Here is a 22,648-nt window from a genome sequence, read left to right as displayed (position 1 = left end):
AAAAATGTAACTTTACTTTCAAAATTACATCACATGACTTACGAACAGTTAAAACTGGACAACCAGCTTTGTTTCCCTGTTTATGCTGCTTCCAGATTAATCATCAGGCAGTATCAACCACATCTGGATGAACTCGGCATCACCTATCCACAATACCTTGTGCTGATGGTTTTGTGGGAAAATGACAAAATAGCTGTAAGCGAAATAACAAACAGACTCATTCTCAACACTAATACCATTACTCCATTGCTGAAACGCCTTGAAACAATGGGCATTTTGACACGTCACCGTTCGCCAGACGATGAACGTAAAGTAATTGTCTCCCTGACTGATAAAGGACATGAGTTGCGCCATAAGGCATCACGCATACCGCAACAACTGATTGATGGTTTAAAGCAGGAAGCATTGCCACTGCAAGAGTTAATAGAATTGAAACAGAAATTGGACAAACTGATTCATTACCTTAAAACTGATAACAACGAAACATTAAAGACTGATTACTAATTCCTTAATGCCACATAAACCATATATACCAGGTAAACGCCAAGTAGGATAAAAGCCTCCCATCGGTCGAGTCGATGCTTTTTACCCGTAAACATAGCCAGAAGCAGTAACAACGTACCTGCCACAAGCAACATCAGGTCAACATTGAAAACCGTATTAAAGATTATTGGCGTTATCACGGCACCAGTACCCAGTATAAAAAAGATGTTGAAGATGTTTGAACCTATCACGTTGCCGATGGCAATATCGGTGCTTTTGCGGCGTATGGCCACCAGTGAAGTGACCAACTCAGGCAACGAGGTGCCGGCAGCCACAATGGTTAAACCTATCACCTTCTCGCTTACATGAAACATCCGGGCCAAATCTACCGAAGCTGAAACCACCAGTTTGCCGCCACCAATAAGTCCAGCCAACCCCAGCAACACAAAGAGAATGGCTTTGCCCTGCCCCATCATCACCTCCTCCGATGATGTGCTATCGCGATTCTGCTTCATACTCTTCTTCACATAGAGCAAGAAGCCACCAAAACAAGCTAACAAAAATAGCGCGTCGAACCTGTCAATCATGGGGATTCTACCTGAAATGCCAAAATTATTTGCCAACAGCAGCAATAAAAGCGCTGCCAAAAGAGACATCGGAATCTCTTTGCGTATGATGCCCGAGTTTACTGCCAGTGGCGTGATAATGCCGCTTATTCCTAAAATCACGAAAAGGTTAAAATTGTTACTGCCAATTACGTTACCCAACGCTATTTCAGGATGACCATCAATGGCAGCCAGAATGGTCACCACCATTTCGGGGGCAGATGTTCCAAATGCCACCACGGTGAGTCCAATGGCCAGCTCAGAAATTCCATGCCTGCGAGCCAATGCCGATGAACCAGAAATAAGCCAGTCGCCACCCTTAATCAGCAGATAAAAACCTGCAATAAGCCATACTAAGGACAAAAACATATAGATAGAATTTAATTCTTTATGAAAAGGTTTCTGTGAGACAGAAGCCCACAGAAACCATCTTAAAACAAGAGACATCAAACAAATCAGGCCCGTTTTTGGTGATGTAGTCCAGCCAATTGAGTCTTAATGATTTCAGTCCATTTCTCGGCAACCTTGAGTTCTTCACCCAAGGTTAAGCTATCAAAATCATCGTTGTAAAACTCCAGCACCTCATCTGGTTTGCTGCGATTCACATGTTCGAACACGATTGAAACCGAGTCGGTAACCCTTATATCTTCATGTTTGAACGCTCGCAAATGACTTTTTGACACCAACCGGCATGATTGCATATCAACCAGTTGCACAACTTTGTTGACAGTGCGTTTTTCAGATTGAATTACAAACGCAAGAGTACTGGTCTCCTTATCAATGCCAATGGCTGAATCGTTCCACACGTCGCACACTGACAATGTGGCATTGTTTTGGGCTGCCAACTCGTTTAACGAAGTTAGCAATTTTTTTTCACGGGCTTTTTTATCTCTATCTCTGAAAAATATAAATGGTGTTATGAAGAGCAATGTAAGAATTACCCCCATGATAATCATTCCTGTATCCATGGTAAAACAATTAATAAATGAATGCGAAGCAAATGACCTTCGCCAAATAAAAAAAATACAAACTGGATAAAAGAGGTACTCAATGCCTCATGGAAAGATTATCAGGAATAATAATGGAATGGAAAGAGCAAATCAAATATTTGCGGCTGAATTACAAAAATGGTGGATTGATACAGATAGCCGGCCTGCCCTGAGGAAATGAGAAAATCGGCAACTGTTGCAGCAGTTTGAGAACTAAAAAAAGGAAGCCGTATGGTTACCTGGTTGTTATCAATAACCTCGACTGTAAAATTCTGTGGCTGAAGGGCATTCAGACACCCATCAAAACCATCAGAAAAAAGATAAACCTGCTCCGTACCTGCTGCCGAAACATTATCAACGGAACAGGAAGGCTTCCGCATACCACCATGTAATACCGACAAAAGCAGGTAAAACAGAACAAAACTGATGTGGGCAATATGGAAAGCACATTTAATCACTGATAAAATCTAAAAGGTAAATTGTATTTAGAACATATATAATAAGCTACAATTTGCAGACCAAAAATGCATTAATTACCAGACAAATCTATAAAGATATATAACAAACAACAATTAAACAGGAAAGTATTAGCAGAGAAAAGTATAAAAATGAAAAAGGGTCACATCATCGTTTTGATGCGACCCTTTTAACCTTAACCCTAACCCAATACAAAAATATGTATTACAAGCATACTGTGCAAGTAAAAAGCAATAAAAATGATAACAATTTCATCAGGTTTTTTTAATTTACTGATTACGAATCGCTTTACATAATGGCTCTCTAAGCCAATTTCTGCCTAATTAGGATAAGAATGTTCAGTTTATAAAACCCACTGCAATCAACCCGCGTGGAGACTCACCAACGCAATCAATCAATAACCAAACAGGAAATCATCTCCCAATTTGATAAAAGGACTTGCGTACCCCTTACTTCTTGCACTAAATTGAAGTATGGTAACATTACCCCCTTTGCAAAACTATCAATTTCCAATACAAACCAAATCGTAAATTATCAATCATAAATCCTTAATTTCAATAAATTATGAAACAAATTTACCATTTCTTGCTGGCAATTTGCCTTATGCTCTCATCTGCCACCTTGGCACAACAAAACCCGCACGAAAAAAATAGCGCATTGCTAAAAGTACGCGAACGACCAGTTCCTGCAAGTATTCAGTTGAAGAGAGAGGCGTTTCATCAAACCCATCTCAAAAACGGTAATTCTTTAGTACATCCGACATCATCGTTATATTACCAATGGAGTGCTTCAGATTGGGTGTTGCAATATGAAACTACTTATGACACTCAAGGGCGCGAAATTGAAAAGCTATTTGTTGGCGGCTTTAATCGCATTGTTACCGATTACAACGAGAGTGAAAGTTTGAAGACTCAACTACACCAAACACGAAACAATGACCAATCCCCGTGGGAGACCACCATGAAAGTAATCACTTCATTCGATGACTACTCTAATTATGAAGTTTGGGAACTATCCAATGGCGAGCTTAAGATTTCTCATGGCTGGAAATACATAGAAACTGAAACAATAGATGGAAACACAAAGACCAATCTTTGGGAGCAATGGGCTTACAACCCCGGCACTGAAACCTATATAAAAACCAGCGGTTATAAGAATGTGCTTACCACCAACAACGATGGTAAACTGCTTACTAACAAAGGTTACTCATGGACAAACGATGATTGGGAACTTGAATACGAAGACATTTTTACCTATGAGAACGGGAAGTTGATTGAGATGAAATATTGCAGTTATGATGAACCTGAATGTGAACGGATAGAGTTTATTTATGGCGCTGGTGATGAACCACAAAGTGCTCTTGTATATATTGATGAAGGAGCAGGTTTTGTGCTTGAGGGGAGATACATTCAGTTGGTATGGAAAGATTGGAGCAATGTTACTTTTACAGAGGAGGGCGAAATTCTGCTTTTTGCCATCAAGCAAGTGGTTATTGATCCGGATGGCGACATTAACGACGATGACAACTATGAAAATGAAGAGAAGATTGAAACCGATTTACTGGGTAACTACACCTCATGGATTTGGCTGAATAACGACTGGGTTGAGACAGACAAACGAACCTCAGAAACAATAAATGGCGACGTAAAAGTTACCTCTATATACTTTGAATATGAAGCAGGGTATGACGAAGATTGCGATGTTTTTTTCAATGGCGAAAAAGACATCCATATTACCGGCACAAATCAAACCACAAGAATGAGTTATGTATGGGAGAAAATGGCAGAACCCTGCACATACGACTGGGTGCTTGAATATGAGTCGATCGAGACCAAAACATCAAACTCTACCCAGCTTGTGACACGAAACTTTTCTGATGATGAGGATAGTGAATACATCACTTACAACGAGTGGGATCAGTATAACAAGCCGGTAATTTTTAGAGAATCCGGCTATATCGATGGTATTAGGCAATACTATCATGAATCCAGTTATGAAAACATCTATGACGGCGATAAACTGCTCCAGGTAACAAAATCATACAGAGATGCCCCTGATGGAGCGTATGTATTTAGCGAGAAGATTGTTTATGCATTTGGAGGCAGCACATCGGTACCGGATATTCAGCAAGTCAGAAACCTTGTTTATCCAACTGTTTTTGGCAATGGCTTTAATGTTGTTTTAGCCGAAGCGTGTAAACTTGTGCTCATTAACACCCAGGGCCAGATTGTATGGCAAAAAGAGACCGAATCGGGCAGCCTGTTTGTACCGGGTAATAATTTACCCAAAGGCATGTACGTGATACAGATAACCAACAAATCAGGCCACAGTGAAACTGTTAAGTTGATTAAGAAATAGCTCGTATCAGGGTGATAAAATCAGAAGGGTGATTGCATTGCTGCAGTCACCCTTCACTATTATTACGACATACAAATTGTAAAGCCTATCGCATTAACCGAATAAAAAAGACGCCTCCTGCGATTGAGTTTTCATGTGCTTTAAAAACAATCTCCATTTTTCCGTTGGCATTTTTTTGAACTATTTCGGCAGGAATGGCATAGTCCACATCCACGAATCTATCGCCATGAGAACCGTCAAGATTAACCGTGGCCAACAACTGCTTGTTGAGCAAAACATCAAAATTACGACCTCTGTCACTACCCGAATAGGTAACCCTTAAAGTAGCGGCTTCGCTTTTAGGATCGTTCAGCTCATAAGAGAACCAACCAGCGGCATGTCGCCAATGGCGATCTCTGAAAACGCCCGCCTCGGAGTTGTGAAAGTTGATGTTGTGATCCGACTCCGGTTGCTGTTGCCCTGTATCAATCTGATCGATGGTGATGGCCTCTATGGCCATAGCCTCCTGCTCTTTGAGTCTCAACTCAGCCTGCTTTTCGGCTAGCTCGTCTGAAGAAGAAACCTCCCAGTAGATGATGTACCGGGCATCATGCAAACGATAAAAAGGAATAAGTTTCAATGCGTTGGCACTTTCGGGATGGAGCAATCTATGAAACTCAAACGTTAAAGGCTCATTGCTGACCGGCACAATCTGGCTGGTCCAATTGGCATTGTCAACAATCATCACAGGCGCTTCTTCTCTTGAAATGAGAGCACCGTGAGCCACGTGCCCCATGCGGCTGTCGTTGGCGATGATGCCGTCCAGATTTTCGGTGCCGGTAGCAGCAGCCAACACCACCGGACCATGAAGCAATGCCATATAGGGTGAATTGTCAGGAAAATGTTCGCCATAGGTGTACATATCAAATTTTACATCAATTTGATCACCATTTCGCCATTTTCGGGTGATGGCAAAATACTCTCCGGGCAAACTTTTGCCTCTCACTGTTTTTCCATTCACCTTAATCTGTATGGGTTCTTTATCGTTCCATTTTGGATGACGAATGAAAACAGTAAACTCAGATGGCTCAACCAATTCCAGCGTTACCGAAGTCTCTTCCGATTCGGGATAGTGTGTAGTTTGGGTAACAGTTAATCCCTTTTGCTCCCAGGTTAAAACTGATGGAATAAACAGGTTAATGTAGAGATTACTATTGTCGTGCGCATAAATCAACTCCCCATATTTTGCATGGTTTTCGATGCCTGAACCCACACAGCACCAGAAAGTATGACCCGGATTGGAGTAAACCCGATAGTGCTGCGGACGCACAGGAGTAAAGTAAACCAAACCGCCATGACCGGGATGTTGCGAACCAAGAATATGGTTGTAAAGTGCCCGCTCATAATAATCCACATACTTTAAGCTGCCACCGTTCTGATAGAGCAATTTTGACAGCTTCATCATGTTGTAGGTGTTACAGGTCTCAGGCCCTTCGCGCGTTTCAATCATCGAGGTAAAATTATCGGCCGGATGAAAATGCTCATAGGTAGAATTGCCGCCAATGGCAATGCTTCGATTCTCAACCACCGTGCGCCAGAAGAAATCGGAAGCGTTTTTCCATGCCTCATTTCCTGTAAGTTCAGCAATGCGCATAAAACCTACAACTTTGGGAATTTGTGTATTTGCATGCAATCCGGTAAGACGATCTTCGTTGCTCAGCAAAGGATTCAGAATGGTCTCATGCGACATACGTTTGGCAAGATCGAGGTATTTTTCATTGCCAGTAAGATGATACACATCGGCAAGCACTTCGTTCATTCCACCATGCTCAGACACCAACATGTTCTGCATCTGCTCGTTGGTGAGGTTGCTGCACATATCCACAAAAAAATCGCTTAACCCCACAAGTAGATCAAAGGCCTGTTGGTTGTTGGTAAGCACCCATGCATCGTGCAGTCCGGCAAAGAGCTTATGAATATTGTATAAGGGCACCCATTTTCCATTAAGCGAAAACAATCCAGCCTGGATGTTACCTGCTGCAATCTCCTGCCACATGGCCAGGCCGCCAGGTATGCCACCCACGTAACCATTCCCATTGGCTTCCTGGCAGCGCGCGAGTTCATTTATCATGTATTCGAGCCTTTGGCGAGCCTCTTCGTTATCCTGAGAAGCCACCATCAAAGCCAGAGAAGTGAGGTAGTGACCCGCAGTATGGCCATCGAGTCCGGAATTTTCCCAGTTGCCATATCGCGGGGCTTTGGGTTCAAGTCCGGCATCGATTAAAAATGGAGCCAACAACCTGTCGGGGTCATGCGCCATAACGTAGGCAGCATTTAGCTCACTGGCGTGTTTAAAGGGACTGGGAAGCAGACGCACATTAGTCAAGCTAAAAAGCTGAGGGTTTTGGTCTGGAGATACTCCGGGCTCTGAGCATCCAAACCAGGAAAGCCCTGTGAGAACCAGCAGAATAAGATTTAATTTTTTCATAGTATAATCATGAGTGTTAGAATCAATTCCATAAATTTATAAAATAACCAAGTCATACAACAGGGTATTCGCCTGCTATAGATTAACTTCCCCCAATGCGATGCAGGAAGCAAATCAATAAATCATCTACAACTTATAAAACTCTTCCCAGCCCTTTCGTGGAGGCGCGCCGACCAACAACTTATTCGCAAGTTCATTATTGACAATCTGTTTTTTATCACGGTCAAAAGTCAATTTAACGTTTAGTTGCTGAGCCAAAACGCCAAGCGAAAACACCTGACTCAATGGTCCGGACACTTCAAACGGAGAGCGTGCAACCTCTTCCCCTTTAACAGCTTTAAGGAAATTGGCATAATGATTAGATGGACTTTGGGGTACTTCGGGTAGTTTAGATTCCATTTCTTTAGCCATCTCCTCAGAAACAATGGATAAAGTACTGCCATGGGTTCCGCCGGCAAAAATCAAGTCCTTACTGTATATTTCCTTGCCCGGATTGAGTTTAATGGGTTGGATTGCCCCATTGCTTGGTGGTGGAATATTGGGATCAAGCTCAGCGTTTCCAAAACCTTCGGGTAGAGAGGGAATGTTATCAACCCCATCGTACCAGGTTATATCACACGCCGGCATCTTGCCTCGTTGAGGAAACCGGAATGCAATGGTTGAAGCCTGTGGAAAGAAAAGCCTGTTATGACCTTCAATTTTTATTGGGTCAATCTCGTAAGGCAGCCCCAAATCAAGAAATCGATGTGCTGTGTCAATAATATGTGCACCCCAATCACCTAAAGCACCCAATCCAAAGTCGTACCAACATCGCCACTGGCCGTTGACAAAATCACGGTGAAAGTCACGCATTTCGGCAGCAGCAACCCATCCATCCCAGTCAAGCGTTGAAGGTATTGGGTCTCCTTTTGGAAAGTTGGTCATGGAGGTATCCCATCCATGCCAGCGACGGGGCGAATTCATATGAGCGGTAATTGCAGTTACATCTTTAATGATGCCAGCTTCAGTCCAGGCCTTGAACTGAAAATAATTGGCCTCAGAATGCCCCTGATTACCCATTTGAGTTACCACATTGTATCGTTTTGCAGCCTGCATCATAAGTTCAACCTCCTGAAAGGTACGTGCCAACGGTTTTTCAACAAAAACAGCTTTTCCTAACGACATGGCCAGCATTGTAACAGGAAAATGGGAATGATCCGGAGTGGCAATCAATACGGCATCAATTTGATTGGCCATTTTATCAAACATCTTTCGGAAATCATTGTATCGTGCAGCATCGGGAAACTGATTCATCATGCGCTCCGTATGACGTGCACCCATGTCTGTATCACAAAGTGCTACGATGTTACATAATCCGGTATTATACAGAGCCATAATATCAGTAGCACCTTGATTACCAATTCCTACACACGCCAGATTTACTCTGTCGTTTGCACCGGGTTTACCGGCCAAAGAAGGTTTAAAGCCAACCAGCATACCGCCGATGGTTAAACCTGCAGCACCCATCGATATATTTCGAATAAACTCTCTACGATTACTACTCATATTGATTTGTATTTAATGCTTCTTAAAAAAACTCATTATTAATTCATGGCTATTCGCTTTTGGATAAGAGCCATGCAGAACCTATAACTCTCTGATTTTAATACTTCTGAATTTCACCTCATCCTGATGATATTGAAGCAGAATGGGAGACGCTTCCATTGGTCCAAATCCTTTAAACTCATTGTACTTGCTATGTGCGACCAATACATTGTAGATGCTTGAACCACGCACATACTCAAGCACTTTCACTCCATTTAGCCAATGCTCAACGCGATTATCGGGAAACAAGATGACTTTTCCGTAGTTCCACTCATTGGGTCCATTGGTAAGTTCACCAAGCCTCTCGGCCGGAATCAGATCATACAATGAACTCAGGCGACGGTTGCCAAGCGTTCCGCCATTTGCATCCGGGTGTCTCTTGTCATCAAGAATCTGATATTCCAGACCAATTGTTACCCCGCCATTGCCAAGTCCATACTTAACGCCACTATTGGCACCTTCGGCATAATTAAACTCAAACTGAAGTTCGAATGCTCTGAACTTTTCAGTGGTAACAATGCATGCCCCACGCACCCTGGCATCGGGACGATCTGGTACAGCAGCTATCATTCCGTGCTGAATAACCCAACCCTCTTCGGGGAAACTGCTATTGTTATAAACGTTCACCCATCCATCAGAAGTTTTACCATCAAAAAGGAGCTTCCAACCTTGCTCAACCTCCGATTTGCTGAGCGTATTCGGAATCAGGTTGACGACATATATATCGGGTGTTTCGGTCGGTTTAAGATTGGCTGTTTTTATTCTTATGTTTTTAAATCTTACCTCACCAGAATTTTGCTCAGTCGCATCATCATTATCAACTTGTAAAGCGATGAATCCGGCAACATGATTATCATCAATTACATGAGCAACAGGAACATTGTTTATCCAGGTGCGTATGTTATTGCCAATACGCTCAATACGAAGATGGTTCCATTGGCCGGGTTTATAGGCAGTTGCAGCCATCGGATTCAACTCGCCGGTGTAGAGCCAGCCTCGTCCGGCTTCGCAATAGACGCTACCATTCCAATTGTTCGCTGCGTTGTTAATAATTAGCTTATATCCCTGATTTGCATCTGGTTGTGTCTGAAAACTAATAACACCATTCGCATTCTCAACAACCATTAACTCAAGTTCCAGGATAAAATTTGAGAATTCATTATTGGTTAAAAGTTTACCGGTAGAGGATTTGGTTGATGCAGGAAAAATCAATTCTCCCCGCTGAACTTGAGGGAGCAACTCCCCGTTAAGATGATTCCAGCCGCTTAGATTTCTGCCATTAAAAAGAGAGCTCCACTCCCGTTTATGCTGTGCAGAAACAGACACGTTGAAAATCAATAAAATCAGTAATAATTGCACGTTTCTCATTGTATGTATCATGTTAATTAATGTATTATCTAAAACACAACTCAGAAATAATAAACCACTACAACCAATAGGTAACTGAAATGGCTTTGGAACTTTTTTAAACTAAAAACCAGAGAATAAAAAACACCATCAACTCAGGCAAAGATTCAAATCTACAGAAAGATATTAATCATAATTTCAGTCCCAACTACAGGCCGGATAAATCCTTTTTAAACAGTTCAGCCTTGAAATCATAAAAATAGGCACTTCGCCTGACTGCCATTTCCTATTTCAGCTATTATATTTCCAATTATGGATAATTCTGCAACTTATCCTGTTAATCAAGCGACTTATTAACAGGATTATCGGGTAAAATCGCAAAAAAACGACCTTTTTATGTTGCGGATAGAGTTTACTCTAAAAACATCGAGATAAAAGCAGCAATCATTTTTTATTAGTTTATCCGTACATCTATAAAGTAAAACATACTGGGCTATACAAAAAAAAGAGGGCCTTTCATAAATCATGAAAACCCTCTTTTTGTTTGTACTTCTAATCCAGAAGTCTTTCAACTTATTGCAATCAGGCTGTTCAAAAACTATTCAGTTGCAAATACAACATTGTATGTTTTGACGATTCCGTTAAAGTCGCATTTTACCGTAGCTGTTCCCGATGCGGATTCAGCTTGTGTTACAACCACTTTCACCGACTCATTGTCCGCTGTAGCAGTCACCACTGGCGTTTGACTTGAACCTGCCGGAATTTTAACCACAGTCTCGTAGATATCATACCCTACAATACCGTTGGCATTTGTAGATCTGACGGGGGTTGAAGGAACCTCAACCGCATGTCCGTTGACAGCAATGCTTACAGTTGGTGCAATTGGACGCACAATCTTCTTATTTCTGGAACTGAAACCCAGCCCAATCAAATCAAAAAGCGCATCTTGATCAGTACTTTCAGCCACAAGATAAATCGCGTGTTTCTTATCCAGGTGGTCCACAAACTTTGACACATTGATTGAGAATTGCATTGTTTCCTGTTTTGAATTTGCAGGAACCACAATTTCACCGATTTTAGTACCATTCCACACGTCATTATCCCAAGGCCCATCCATCCACACATTTACCTTGAAGGTCTTCTGAGTTTTTGGTGTAAGAAACAGATTAAAAGCTGTCTTATTTCTCTTTTTAGTGCCTTCAAATGCCTTCAGTCCTTTTTTATTTTCGCTAAGTCCTCCAAAACCAAAGTATTTATACCCTACAATGTTTCCATTTTTCACATTGGTGATGGGCATGTGGTTATCCCAGATATCCCAGGAATCTTGCTGCAGGCTGATATCCGAAAGATAGCTTGCGTATCCGGCAGAATAGTACTGATAAGGATCGAGTCCATAAATGTGAAAACCTTCGGAAGTCACTTCAGCTCCGGTATATTCATATCCCCGGTTGTCTTTTGCTGTCCACACCTTATCTTTCGCAAACGGGTCATAAGCTCTGATTTTAACTTTTCCGCCTTCAGCCACCGGAATGTCATCGTACTCGATAACAATGGGCGCAACCATTGGCTGACGAGCATATCCAAAATTACGTGGCGGCCTGTGATAGAACACATACCACTGATCGTTTATCTGCTCGATGCTACCATGCGTGTTGTGTCCTCCGCCAGTGGCAATTAACCCTGAACCATCCTGATTGGGCACCGGGCCGCGCGAATCGACCAAAACACCGCCACTTTTCCATGGGCCAAATGGGGAGTCGCCATAGCCATAACGCAATGTAGAGTTTGAGCTGCCCATCCCGTAATCAGGACCTGAGTAGCCACTGAAAACCGTTACATACTTGTTCCCAATCTTACGAATGGAGGAAGCCTCAAAATAGTTAAAGCTGCCCAGATCTTGATCAGGATGAATATGCGGATATACTGTTCCCTCAGGATCTCTGAGCACGCCATACCTCGAACTCGAAGGGATGAAGTAATCTATAACTTCGGTGCCGGGCCGTAATGAGTACATTGTGTTCTGATCCAGCTGTGCCGCAAATGAACGTTGAAAACCCCAATAGGCATAAGCTCTGAAACCGATTTCAAAATCGGGATCGTTTGGATCGGTCACATATTCTACATACACTGCCGGGTCGAATCCAACGATGCTGCCGGGAAGCGTGCGCGTACCATCTTCTGTAAGGTTGATAATTGTAAAAGGGCCATCGGGGCGACTGCCTTTGGCTACCATGGCCTCTCTGTACCGACCACGACTGTGCGGATAAAGATAATACTCTTTGGTACCATCTTTTCTCCTCACCTCCACAAGATCAGGAGCGTACATCACGTCCCACTGGTCGTTTACATGATAGGTAAAAATTGGCCCTTCATCGCGCCAACTGGAAAGATCCTCGACCGGAGCTGACCACATTCTAATATCGGGGCCACAATAACTTGTGAATCTGACATCGTGCGACCCAATAATATAGGCACGATATTTTCCGGGATTGTCGGGATCTTCAAAAACGCGCGGTTCGCCATCCGGCAAGTGCTCCCATAAAGGAAGGTAAGGGTTACCAGCTCCTTGATGAACAAACCTGGCGGATATGGGAGTGATTTTCTGCTGCTTGGCAGATTCCCCTGCTTCTGCTGAAACAAACCGTGTCGCAAACAGGATTAACAGTGCAAACATGCATGCCTTGTTTAGCGCGGGTTTAACTTTATTCATTGGTAGTAAATTAGAAGTAACTGATTAATTTTCAATAATTACTTTACAATCACAAAACCGCCACCTGGCTGAATAGTTACAACTATTCGTCCATTGGCCGGCACTCTGGTTGATTCCATAAATGAAGAGCCATCTTTTTTGTCGTTGTAGAGTGTCACTGTTTGACCGGCCAACATGGGTAAATCAAGTGTTACTTTTTGCGCTGTTTTTTCGGCACTAACCCCTGCCACATACCACACATCACCATTTCTACGGGCTATCACGCTATACTTACCCGGCAAACCGGCCACATAGCGGGTTTCGTTCCAGGTAGTGGGTATATTGCGCATAAAATCGATGGCAAAGGACGGCGCATCGGTGAGGTTGTTAGGCGTGAGTGCAAAAAATTGCACCGGATTTTGAAAGAGAATACCGGTAGCAAGCTGAAAAGCATCAGTTGTTAACCGTTTTTGACCTTCTCTATTGCCCCTGTTCAGATATTTATTAAGTACCACACCACCAAATTCCATGCTGGCAACAGTGTTGCGAATGAATGGGTGAAGTGTGGCATAAAAAGCCTCATTATCACGCACGTGTTGGCTAAAGACAAGCATTTCGGATGCCAAAACAGCTTCGCTGCCAACAAAGTTGGGATACATCCTCTCCCACCCTCTTGGAAGAGTGGCACCGTGGAAATTCACCATCAATCCATAATCATTGGCATCAGACAATACATCTTCGTAAAGGCGCATGGTTTCCTGCTTGTCACCGCCCAGAAAATCCACTTTGATACCCTTCACACCCACATCCAGCAACCATTTCATCTCTTTTTTACGGGCGATGGATGTATTCATCTTGTTGATGGGAGTCTGGAATGCATCGTTAAATGAGCCATTTGAGTTGTACCACAGAAACACGCCCACGCCTTTTGAACGGGCGTAACGCACCAACTCTTCCATTCTTTCGTAGCCAATATTGGCATCCCACCAGGCATCTATAAGAATGAACTCAAAATTTAGAGCAGCAGCCAAATCGATATACTTCACCTGATCTTCGTAATTCATACTAGCATCCTGCCAGATAATCCAGCTCCATGTGCTGCGTCCAAACTGGTAATTTTTTGACGGCTCATAAAGCGGATCAACTACATCCCAGGCAATGGTTGTTTCAACAATGGGTTTGAGTGTTTCGCCCACTGTAATGGTGCGCCATGGCGTTACGCCCGGTAAACCAAGTTGTGCACCAGAGCTTCCAAAACCATTGTTTTGCCCAGGATTTGGATAGTCAACGGTAAACACGCCATCGGTATATTTACTTAAGTGCGAGGCACAATAGAGACTGGTCACACCAGTTTCAGAAACCAAAACCCATCCATTGTCACCCACTTGAAAAAGGCCAGGAAAAACATAACCTTCGGAAGAGTTGTTACGGTTGATGGCATAATCGGCTTCGTAACCGGCCTCATAGCTGGGTGATGTGCGAGCAAAGGCCTCCATGGGCTTCATCATGTGCGAAAGATAGCTCTTTGTAAAAGATGGAAACCTGAAACCAGTTGCCTCTTTGCTCACAACGCAGGCGCGGGTTTCTCCCCACATAGGTAGTTCATACCTAAAAGCGATGTCGTTGTTACTAACCTGAAACAGCACTGAAATTTGTCTGTCATCGGCATTGGTAAAGGTGCATGTCAGCGTATTGGCATTGTAAGTGATGAACGAATGCTTAATGCGATCCTGCACATATTGCTTTTTCACTTCACCTTTTGTGGATTCCACAAACTTCATTTTTGAGCTGAAATCCCCTTCATTGGTGGTTAATCCTAAAGGCGAGTTTTCCAGAATTGAAGCGCCCTTGTAGGTGACTGCATACGTTGGCATTCCGTTTTCAACCGAAACAGACAGTTGAAGATGGCCATCGGGACTAGAAACCTTGGCTACCTGTTGTGCATTTAGTGTGGCACCAATCAGGAAGAAGCATAATCCAATAAGCGTAGTTGAGAAAATTTTCATAATAATATACATTTAAACCTATTCGTAAACCTGTAGGGCAAAAGCCTCAACAGGCAGATGCTAAAGAAGCCGTCAAGAAAATGACGGCTTCTGAATTAAATTATTTACGGGCATCGATAGTAAGCACAGTAACAGACTGTGGCTGTACAGTAACAGAAATGTTGTTGCGGGCAACACGTGGACTAATTGCTTTGGGCGACACGTTGTTGGGTTTATCGAAGGTGTTAACAGCATCGATGGCGTTTGCAAAAAGCGTTTCCCCTTTCACATTTGAGATGGAATATCCATCCAAAGTAAGATCGAAAGAAGCAGTGTTTTTAGCGTCGATGTTGGTAATTGCCACATAGATTTTTCCGTCTTTACCTTTTGCAGCAATGGCATCCACACGTGGAAGCGTGATGTCACCAACAGTATATGTGCCCTGGTCAAACTTGATATCCAATCGGGTGGCATCCTGAAATGGCACATACATACGGAAAGCGTGGTAAGTTGGCGTAAGCACCATTTTCTCACCTTCGGTAAAAATCATGGCTTGCAACACATTGATCATCTGTGCAATGTTGGCACCATGCACGCGATCGGCATGGCGGGCAAAGATGTTAAAATTCAATGCAGCCAAAACAGCATCGCGCTGTGAGTTTTGCTGTATCAGGAAGCCCGGGTTTGTACCTTCGGTAGGTGCATACCAGGTGCCCCATTCATCCACCAAAATAGAAACTTCCACATTGGGATCGTACTTATCCATAATGGCTTTGTTATCAATTATGAATTGATCCATCTGGAGGGTTTCCTGTATCACTTCTGCATATTGTCTTTCGCCAAACCCTGTTGCAGGAATCACCGCCGGCCATCCGCCACGGGTGTACATGTGCAACGAGAGTCCCTGAATGTTCCATGTCCAGGTTCTGTTGGCCCATGCCTCCATAATGGCTTCGGTGTAACCAAAGCTATACTCATCAAACGAGTCGGGACCTACAGCAACAAACTGTGTTGGTGTATGCGGATTGTAGTTGTTTGTGAAAGTTGCGAATTTTTTAAGTTCAGTCACGTACTCAGCAGGTGTAAAAGGACCACCACAACCCCATACTTCGTTACCAATACCCCAGAAAAGCACGTCATAAGGCTCAGGATGACCATTACGCGCTCTTTCTTGGGCAAGTGATGAGCCGGTAGCTGTAAGATACTCCAGCCAGTCGGCCGATTCCTGCACCGTACCTGACCCAATATTGGCAGATATAAATGCCTCAGAACCAATTTGCTGAATGAAATCAAAAAACTCATGTGTTCCAAATGTATTTGGTTCAGGAGCCCCACCCCAGCTCACATTGATTCTTGACCGACGTTCCTCCGGTTTGCCAATACCATCGCGCCAGTGATACTGGTCGGCAAAGCAACCACCCGGCCATCGCACATTGGGCACTTTAATCTCTTTAAGCGCCTGAACCACATCATTGCGTATGCCCCTGGTGTTTGGAATATCGGATTCCGGACCAACCCAGATTCCACCGTAAATGCCGAAACCAAGGTGCTCGGCAAAATGCCCAAAAATATGACGGTTAATCACAGGCCCGGTTTCAGCGGGGTTAACGGCAATTTTCACCGCATTACGGCTTTGAGCAAAGGCAGAACCCATACTCATCGTAAAAACCAATACAAAGAGACTTGCTAAAGTAAGCCTCTTTTTCCCTGAAAATGAATACTTCATTGAATTTGTATTTTTAGTTATATAATTATTTGTTGTTCAATACAAAAAAATCTGCGCTGAACTAAGCTTTGATTGTCAACAACAAACCCGGCTATTCTACTGTGTTGTCTGAAATATCGAAGTACCCGAAATCAACATATCCGCCGGCTGATTTGGTAGCATAATTAAACAACCCAAAGCGATAACCCATAAAATGTGGTAATGTGTAAGCCATCTGTAACGATTCGCCAATTTCGGTCCAAACCTCACCATCCAGGCTGTAATAGAAATAGGCTTTATCGGCTCTGTTGTTGAAATCACAGGCGATTTTCAGATATACCTTATCCTGATTCAGCTCAATTCTTACCACTTCGCGAGGCTCTTCAGATTCGTTGGTAACCATAATGATGGACGATGAATTGCCATCACGCGATACGCCAACCAGTCCATAGCGACGTTGTAAGGCAATCATGCCAGCAAAATCGCCATCCTTCATATTGCTTACCTCCACAACGGTGGATGCGGCACTTTCAGGACCAAATGTTCGCTGTGTGAGTGTGTTTCTTGCCTGAAGCACATCTGCATCGACGCGTGAGGTTTTTAGGCGCAAATAGCCACTGCGCTCTTGTAACGACCAGTATTCATTCACCGGATTGTGATTCCACTGCCATGCCAATGGCAATGAATTGTCACCCTGTTCTCTTTCAAAATCATCGGAAGCCACAATGCCAGCAGCATTTATATTTTTAACGGCAATATCAAGCGTATCGGGCACAACTCCGTCCACGCCGAGAACCGGCCAACCGTCTTGCCATTTCATGGGCATCAGGTAAGGGATTCGCCCCACGGAACCAAAATCGCGAAACATATATGCAAACCAATTGCCTTCAGGCGTGTCAATAATCCCACCCTGGGCAATGCCTCTGTCGCGCAAGGCCAGTTTACCCTCATAAGGGCCGGTGATTTGATCCGCTCTGTGAATGATGACCTTTCGCATTCCACCTCTAACCCAGGTGATATTAAAGAGATAGTATTTACCGTGTACTTTAAACATTTGTGAGCCTTCAGCAGGAAGCATAATGTTGTCGCCGGCTGGTGCGCTGGCATTTTCAATCAACAGCTTTTCTGTTCCCGCTTTTACACCGGAGAGATCCTCTTCTAACTCAACCATTGTAATTCGGCCAACACCTGCTATCAGGTACACCTTTCCGTCGTCGTCGAAAAAGAGTGAGTGGTCGTGAATGGAAGGTCTGAATGAGATCTCCTCCCATGTGCCATTTTCGATATCGGTGGTTTTAAAGATGTGCGTTTTCCCTGATGTGGCAGAAAAAGTTGACGCATAAAACACCCCATTATGGTGGCGTAAGCTAGGAGCCCATGATCCATTTCCATAGGCTCGTTCGCCATTATTCAGGCCCATTTTATCATTATCCACCAATACATTGTATGCATAACTTACAAGCTCCCAGTTTACCAAATCCTTTGATTTCATGATAGGCAAACCGGGACTCATGTGCATGGTTGTACTTGCCATGTAATATGTGTCGTCCACACGAACAATCGACATATCAGGCACATCTGCCCATATAATTGGATTAACAGCTTTATGGCTGTTCGATTCCGTAACAGGCATTGATTTGCATGCCGTGAATAACATCACAGCCAAAACCCAATAAATAGTTCTTTTCATCTGTTTATAATTTGTTTTTCAATGGTCAGATGGAACTCACCTTAATAATCATGCCCCTTTGCGAGTTATAGTTACTCATGGCTCGTTTCATCTGTTTATAATTTGTTTTTTTATTAATGGGCACAACTTGTCCCGATTTATCGGGATGAAACTCGCCAGTTATTCATTCCCCTGTGTGAGAAAAGGTTTCTCATGGCTCGTATCCTTTAAACTCCCATATTTATCCTTAATAAAATACTCTCCCTACCTTGAAAACATCCACCAATCAAAATTAAATAGTTCACCTTCGCCACCTTTAAATACCAGGTACAGGTCATGAACTCCACCTACTGCTTTTGTTTTGCTTTCAATGGTTCGCCAGTCAGTCCACCCTTTGGTGTCTTTAACTTTGCATGTCCCTATGAGTTGACCATCAGGAGCACCAAGTCTTAATTCAATCTTTCCACCTTTGGCGGCTGAGGCAATAGTAGCCTTGAATGATTTGGCACCGTTGGAAAAATCAACTGAGCGCACTTTTATAAAATCGCCATTATGGATTTTAGTCACAAAAATTCCTCCTTCATTGTCAGAAGCCGTTTTTAACCCCTCCGACCAGGCAATGGTTTCCGCTTCAACCCTTGCAAACGGGTTAAGGTTGGACACACTCTTTTTCACGCCCTCTTTGGAAGGAATAATAAGCGGAATGGAACCATCTGCGTTGTATTCAAACTGCTCCACACTTACTGAACGTTTAAATCCTTCGCCGCCCGAAAGCTCATGGGTGTGATAAAAGAAATAGGAGTTTCCTTTAAAGTCGATGATTCCCGGGTGGTTTGTAAAAGCCAGGTGAGGCGCTCTTTCCATGATGTAACCTCTATAAGTCCATGGGCCTTTGATGGATGGTGCAGTTGAGTAGGCAATATATTCCGGAATACCGGAAGCGGCATAAACCAGATAATAAAGATCATTTCGTTTATACACCCATGGCCCTTCGGTATATTTGGTTCGCATGTTACCATCGCGTCCAATGTGCTCGCCAAAACCCTCGGTGGTCATCTCAACAGCGAATATGCCATTGCTGCCAACGGTTCGGTCATAAGATATCATGTCCTCGTTCAGCTTCACGTAATACAATCCCGGATTTCCCCAAAACAGATACGCTTGTCCGTCGTCATCAATAAAAACGGTAGGATCGATGTCGTGCCAAATATTGGCAGTGCCATCAATCAACCTTTTTCCGAGCGGGTCAACAAACGGTCCTGTGGGAGAATCGGCAACCAGCACAGCCACGCCATCGCCATGAATGGGGCAATAGAGGTAGAACTTTCCGTTTCTTTCGATAGCCTGAGGCGCCCAGGCACCATTGGTTTTATCGCTCCACTTAAAATCTTTGAGTGAAGCCACCACACCATGATCGGTCCAGTTTACCATGTCGGTTGACGAGTAGCACCGCCAGTTGTGCATTGTAAAAAAGTTATCTATCGTTTCATCCTCATCGTGTGTGGTGTACATATAAACCGTACCATTGTGCACCATTGGAGCAGGGTCGGCCGTAAAATAGGTTTGAACGATGGGGTTTTGCGCATTCAAACTCAACACACACATTAACAAAGAGAGGATTATGATTTTTTTAAATAACATAACTATTGAATCTTAATGTTTAGAACTTTCAAATCCTTATCATTTGAACTATTGCCATAAAGCACCTCATATTCTCCGGGCGTAACAGCCATTTGGCGTTTGTTCCAATCGTAAAACTCGAATGATGAAGAGTCTAGCTCTATTACCGCATTCTGGGTTTTACCGGCAGCCACTTCAACGCGCTGAAAGCCTCTCAAAGTTTTTAAAGGGCCATCCACATCTCCAACCTTACGGATGTAAACCTGAACGATTTCAGTTCCGTCACGCTTACCACGGTTTCTTACAGGAATGGTAAGTTTAGTTGATTCATTGGCACTAAGAACCGTTTTACTGGCAGAGGCATTACCCATCTCAAATCTGGTATAACTTAACCCGAATCCAAATGGAAACAATACATCTGTTGTATAACGATAGGTACGACCTTTCATGGAGTAATCTTCAAAATCGCCCAGTTTATCGGAGTTACGATAGAATGAAACAGGTAATTTTCCGGCAGGATTATAATCACCAAAAAGCACATCGGCCACTGCCAATCCACCCATCTCACCGGCATACCAAGCCTGTAAAATGGCATCGCTGGTTGCCAGTTCAGGCTCAAGCGCTATTGCCGAACCGGAGCAGTTAACGAATATTACTTTCTTTCCGGCTTCTTTAAGTGCTTTTAGTGCATTGCGCTGCACGGCAGGAAGTTCAATGTTTGTTCTGTCGCCACCTTTAAAACCCGGAAAAGAAACAGGCATCTCCTCACCTTCCAGATTTCCGGATAAACCACCCACAAAAATCACAGTATCGATACCTTTTAGGCGATTGATAAGCGCCGCATAGTCCACATCCTCCTCACGACCAAAGTCAAACTCTATATTGGCCTGCCAGTTTTCGCGGTGGGCATAACGTATTTTAATGTTATAGGTTTTACCCGCCTCAACCTTTAAAGGTAATTTTGATGAGATTGTACGCCAGTTGGTATAGCTCGTTAAAGGCTCGTCGTTAACCAGCAACTCAAACAGTCCGGTAGCACCACTTTTAAACACAATCTCTTCCGAAACAGTTGGCGTAAATTCGGCCTCGTATATTGCAGAAAAATTTTCGAGCCAAACACCCGGCGCAAACTCATGCTGACCGGCAGCTGTAAGTCTGATTGGATTTGCAATCTGCTGAACAGCTACAGGGGTTCCTTCGAAATTTGGATGATTCCAGTATGTAGCTCTGAATCCTGCTCTGCCATTAAATGATGTCTGCGAAAAGTAGCTTATGGTCACCTTGTCGTCAACCAAATCAACTCCTTTTTCGTAGTAAACCCGGTCTTTTCCTATTTTCGAGATAATTCCATCGAGGATGGTAATCGTTTCAATTGGCGTACCGTTGTAGTTACCCCAAAGCATTTCGGCATCGTCGGCATTTGGCCCAATAACAGCAACCTTTTTCATCGATTTTTTCAATGGTAAGGTATTGTTGCGGTTGTGCAACAGCGTCATGGACTGCTGCGCCATTTTGTAGGTTAGAGCCTTGTGTTTATCGTTGTTGAGCACCGATTCAGGAATTTGCGCCCAGGGCACAATGGCATCGTCGTCAAAATCACCCAAATCGAAACGGCCAATCAATACACGCATCAAACTAATGTCAATGTCTTCTTCTTTTATCAGATCCATTTCCAAAGCTTTGGGCAGATCCTTATAATGGTAGTTATCCCAGATACATTCCAGATCGGTACCGGCTAATAGTCCACGGGCTGCGGCATGTTCGCGGCTCGAAGAGACGTTATGCGTAGTATAGAAGTCGGTTATGGCGCCACAGTCGGCCACCACAAGATGTTTAAATCCCCACTCGTCGCGTAAAATACGTTGAAGAAGTCGGGTGTTACTACAACAAGGCTCATCCTCGAGACGCTGGTAGGCACACATCACCTGACGTACGTCGGCATCTTGCACCAGAGCTTTAAAAGCAGGCATGTATGTCTCATAAAACTCGCGCGGACTCACATTTGTCACGTTTAACTCGTGACGACTCCACTCCGGACCCGAATGCACTGCATAATGCTTTGCACAGGCCAACAGTTTGCGGTAACGGGCATCCTCGGGTCCTTGCAGACCTTTAACCACCTGCACGCCCATACGTGTCATCAGGTAAGGGTCTTCGCCATAGGTTTCCTGACCTCGTCCCCAGCGCGGATCACGAAAGATATTCACATTGGGCGTCCATACCGATAGACTCAAGAACCTGCGGTTCTCCTGCCCCCTGCGCATGGCCTGGTGATATTTTGCACGCGCCTCATCCGAGGTAGCATCAAAAATCTTAAACACCAATTCATCGTTAAATGATGCGGCCATACCTATTGGTTGTGGAAAAACTGTAACACTGTCGTTACTAGCGTAACCGTGTAACGCCTCGCTCCACCAGTTAAATCTCTTTATACCCAATCTTGGTATTGCATCTGACTGGTCGCAAAGCAGTGCCGACTTCTCTTCAATGGTCAATCGGGATATTAAATCCTTTGCACGCTCCTCGGAACTAAGGTTCGGATTTTGAAAAGGGTATTGTTGTGCCGACAAGTTGGCGACAAACACCAATACCAGCGTAATTAAAAATAGATGTCTCATTCGTATATATTTTATCTACATTACTCTGTTTGAAAAAAGTCAAGAAAACAAC

14 protein-coding genes are annotated in these 22,648 nt (G+C 43.6%); 2 read left to right on the top strand and 12 right to left on the bottom strand.

Translation table 11 applies throughout. The features are described from left to right. The first annotated feature begins 33 nt into the window (after window positions 1–33). Window positions 34–504, top strand: a complete 471-nt coding sequence (locus ALKIM_RS0114365; RefSeq protein WP_026475253.1) for a MarR family winged helix-turn-helix transcriptional regulator — start codon at window positions 34–36, stop codon at window positions 502–504. Here ALKIM_RS0114365 and ALKIM_RS0114360 read toward each other — a convergent pair. From ALKIM_RS0114360 to ALKIM_RS0114350, 3 genes are all read right to left on the bottom strand, one after another. After that, complete coding sequence (locus tag ALKIM_RS0114360; RefSeq protein ID WP_026475252.1) at window positions 501–1,457, bottom strand: calcium/sodium antiporter; 957 nt, start codon at window positions 1,455–1,457, stop codon at window positions 501–503. The two genes, ALKIM_RS0114365 and ALKIM_RS0114360, sit on opposite strands and share 4 nt — an antisense overlap. Window positions 1,458–1,543: 86 nt before the next feature. Continuing rightward, window positions 1,544–2,056, bottom strand: a complete 513-nt coding sequence (locus tag ALKIM_RS0114355; protein ID WP_026475251.1) for a hypothetical protein — start codon at window positions 2,054–2,056, stop codon at window positions 1,544–1,546. Window positions 2,057–2,157: 101 nt separating this feature from the next. Further along, window positions 2,158–2,535: a hypothetical protein gene (locus ALKIM_RS0114350; RefSeq protein ID WP_026475250.1), complete on the bottom strand. Its 378-nt coding sequence runs from the start codon at window positions 2,533–2,535 to the stop codon at window positions 2,158–2,160. 583 nt (window positions 2,536–3,118) lie between these two features. On the opposite strand from ALKIM_RS0114350, the gene ALKIM_RS0114345 reads away from it, so the two are divergent. Then, entirely contained in the window at window positions 3,119–4,912 is a 1,794-nt protein-coding gene (locus ALKIM_RS0114345) for a T9SS type A sorting domain-containing protein (protein WP_026475249.1), read from the top strand. A gap of 85 nt (window positions 4,913–4,997) precedes the next feature. Here the strand turns inward: ALKIM_RS0114345 and ALKIM_RS0114340 are convergent, their stop codons facing one another. The 9 genes from ALKIM_RS0114340 to xyl3A form a co-directional block, all read right to left on the bottom strand. Further along, window positions 4,998–7,379, bottom strand: coding sequence for a glycoside hydrolase family 127 protein (locus tag ALKIM_RS0114340; RefSeq protein ID WP_026475248.1), 2,382 nt, complete (start codon window positions 7,377–7,379; stop codon window positions 4,998–5,000). 126 nt (window positions 7,380–7,505) lie between these two features. Continuing rightward, window positions 7,506–8,924: a Gfo/Idh/MocA family oxidoreductase gene (locus tag ALKIM_RS0114335; protein WP_026475247.1), complete on the bottom strand. Its 1,419-nt coding sequence runs from the start codon at window positions 8,922–8,924 to the stop codon at window positions 7,506–7,508. An 81-nt stretch (window positions 8,925–9,005) separates the two neighbouring features. Continuing rightward, window positions 9,006–10,331 (bottom strand): 3-keto-disaccharide hydrolase, encoded by a 1,326-nt coding sequence (locus ALKIM_RS0114330; protein WP_026475246.1) that lies wholly within the window; start codon window positions 10,329–10,331, stop codon window positions 9,006–9,008. A gap of 577 nt (window positions 10,332–10,908) precedes the next feature. Next, a complete protein-coding gene (locus ALKIM_RS0114325) occupies window positions 10,909–13,020 on the bottom strand; it encodes a glycoside hydrolase family protein (RefSeq protein ID WP_026475245.1) in 2,112 nt (703 codons plus the stop codon). A gap of 38 nt (window positions 13,021–13,058) precedes the next feature. After that, complete coding sequence (locus ALKIM_RS0114320; RefSeq protein WP_026475244.1) at window positions 13,059–15,005, bottom strand: glycoside hydrolase family 97 protein; 1,947 nt, start codon at window positions 15,003–15,005, stop codon at window positions 13,059–13,061. Between the two features lie 100 nt (window positions 15,006–15,105). Next, on the bottom strand, window positions 15,106–16,710 hold the full coding sequence (locus ALKIM_RS0114315; RefSeq protein WP_026475243.1) for an alpha-N-arabinofuranosidase: 1,605 nt from the start codon (window positions 16,708–16,710) through the stop codon (window positions 15,106–15,108). 91 nt (window positions 16,711–16,801) lie between these two features. Next, complete coding sequence (locus tag ALKIM_RS0114310; RefSeq protein ID WP_026475242.1) at window positions 16,802–18,379, bottom strand: glycoside hydrolase family 43 protein; 1,578 nt, start codon at window positions 18,377–18,379, stop codon at window positions 16,802–16,804. Window positions 18,380–18,622: 243 nt separating this feature from the next. Continuing rightward, entirely contained in the window at window positions 18,623–19,999 is a 1,377-nt protein-coding gene (locus ALKIM_RS0114305; protein WP_026475241.1) for a glycoside hydrolase family 43 protein, read from the bottom strand. A 2-nt stretch (window positions 20,000–20,001) separates the two neighbouring features. Beyond that, complete coding sequence (xyl3A, locus tag ALKIM_RS0114300; RefSeq protein ID WP_026475240.1) at window positions 20,002–22,596, bottom strand: xylan 1,4-beta-xylosidase; 2,595 nt, start codon at window positions 22,594–22,596, stop codon at window positions 20,002–20,004. Window positions 22,597–22,648 lie beyond the last annotated feature (52 nt).

This window comes from Alkaliflexus imshenetskii DSM 15055, assembly GCF_000517065.1.
GTDB lineage: Bacteria > Bacteroidota > Bacteroidia > Bacteroidales > Marinilabiliaceae > Alkaliflexus > Alkaliflexus imshenetskii.
Note: the sequence above shows the minus strand (reverse complement) of the source record. Positions and strands in the feature narration are given on the sequence as shown.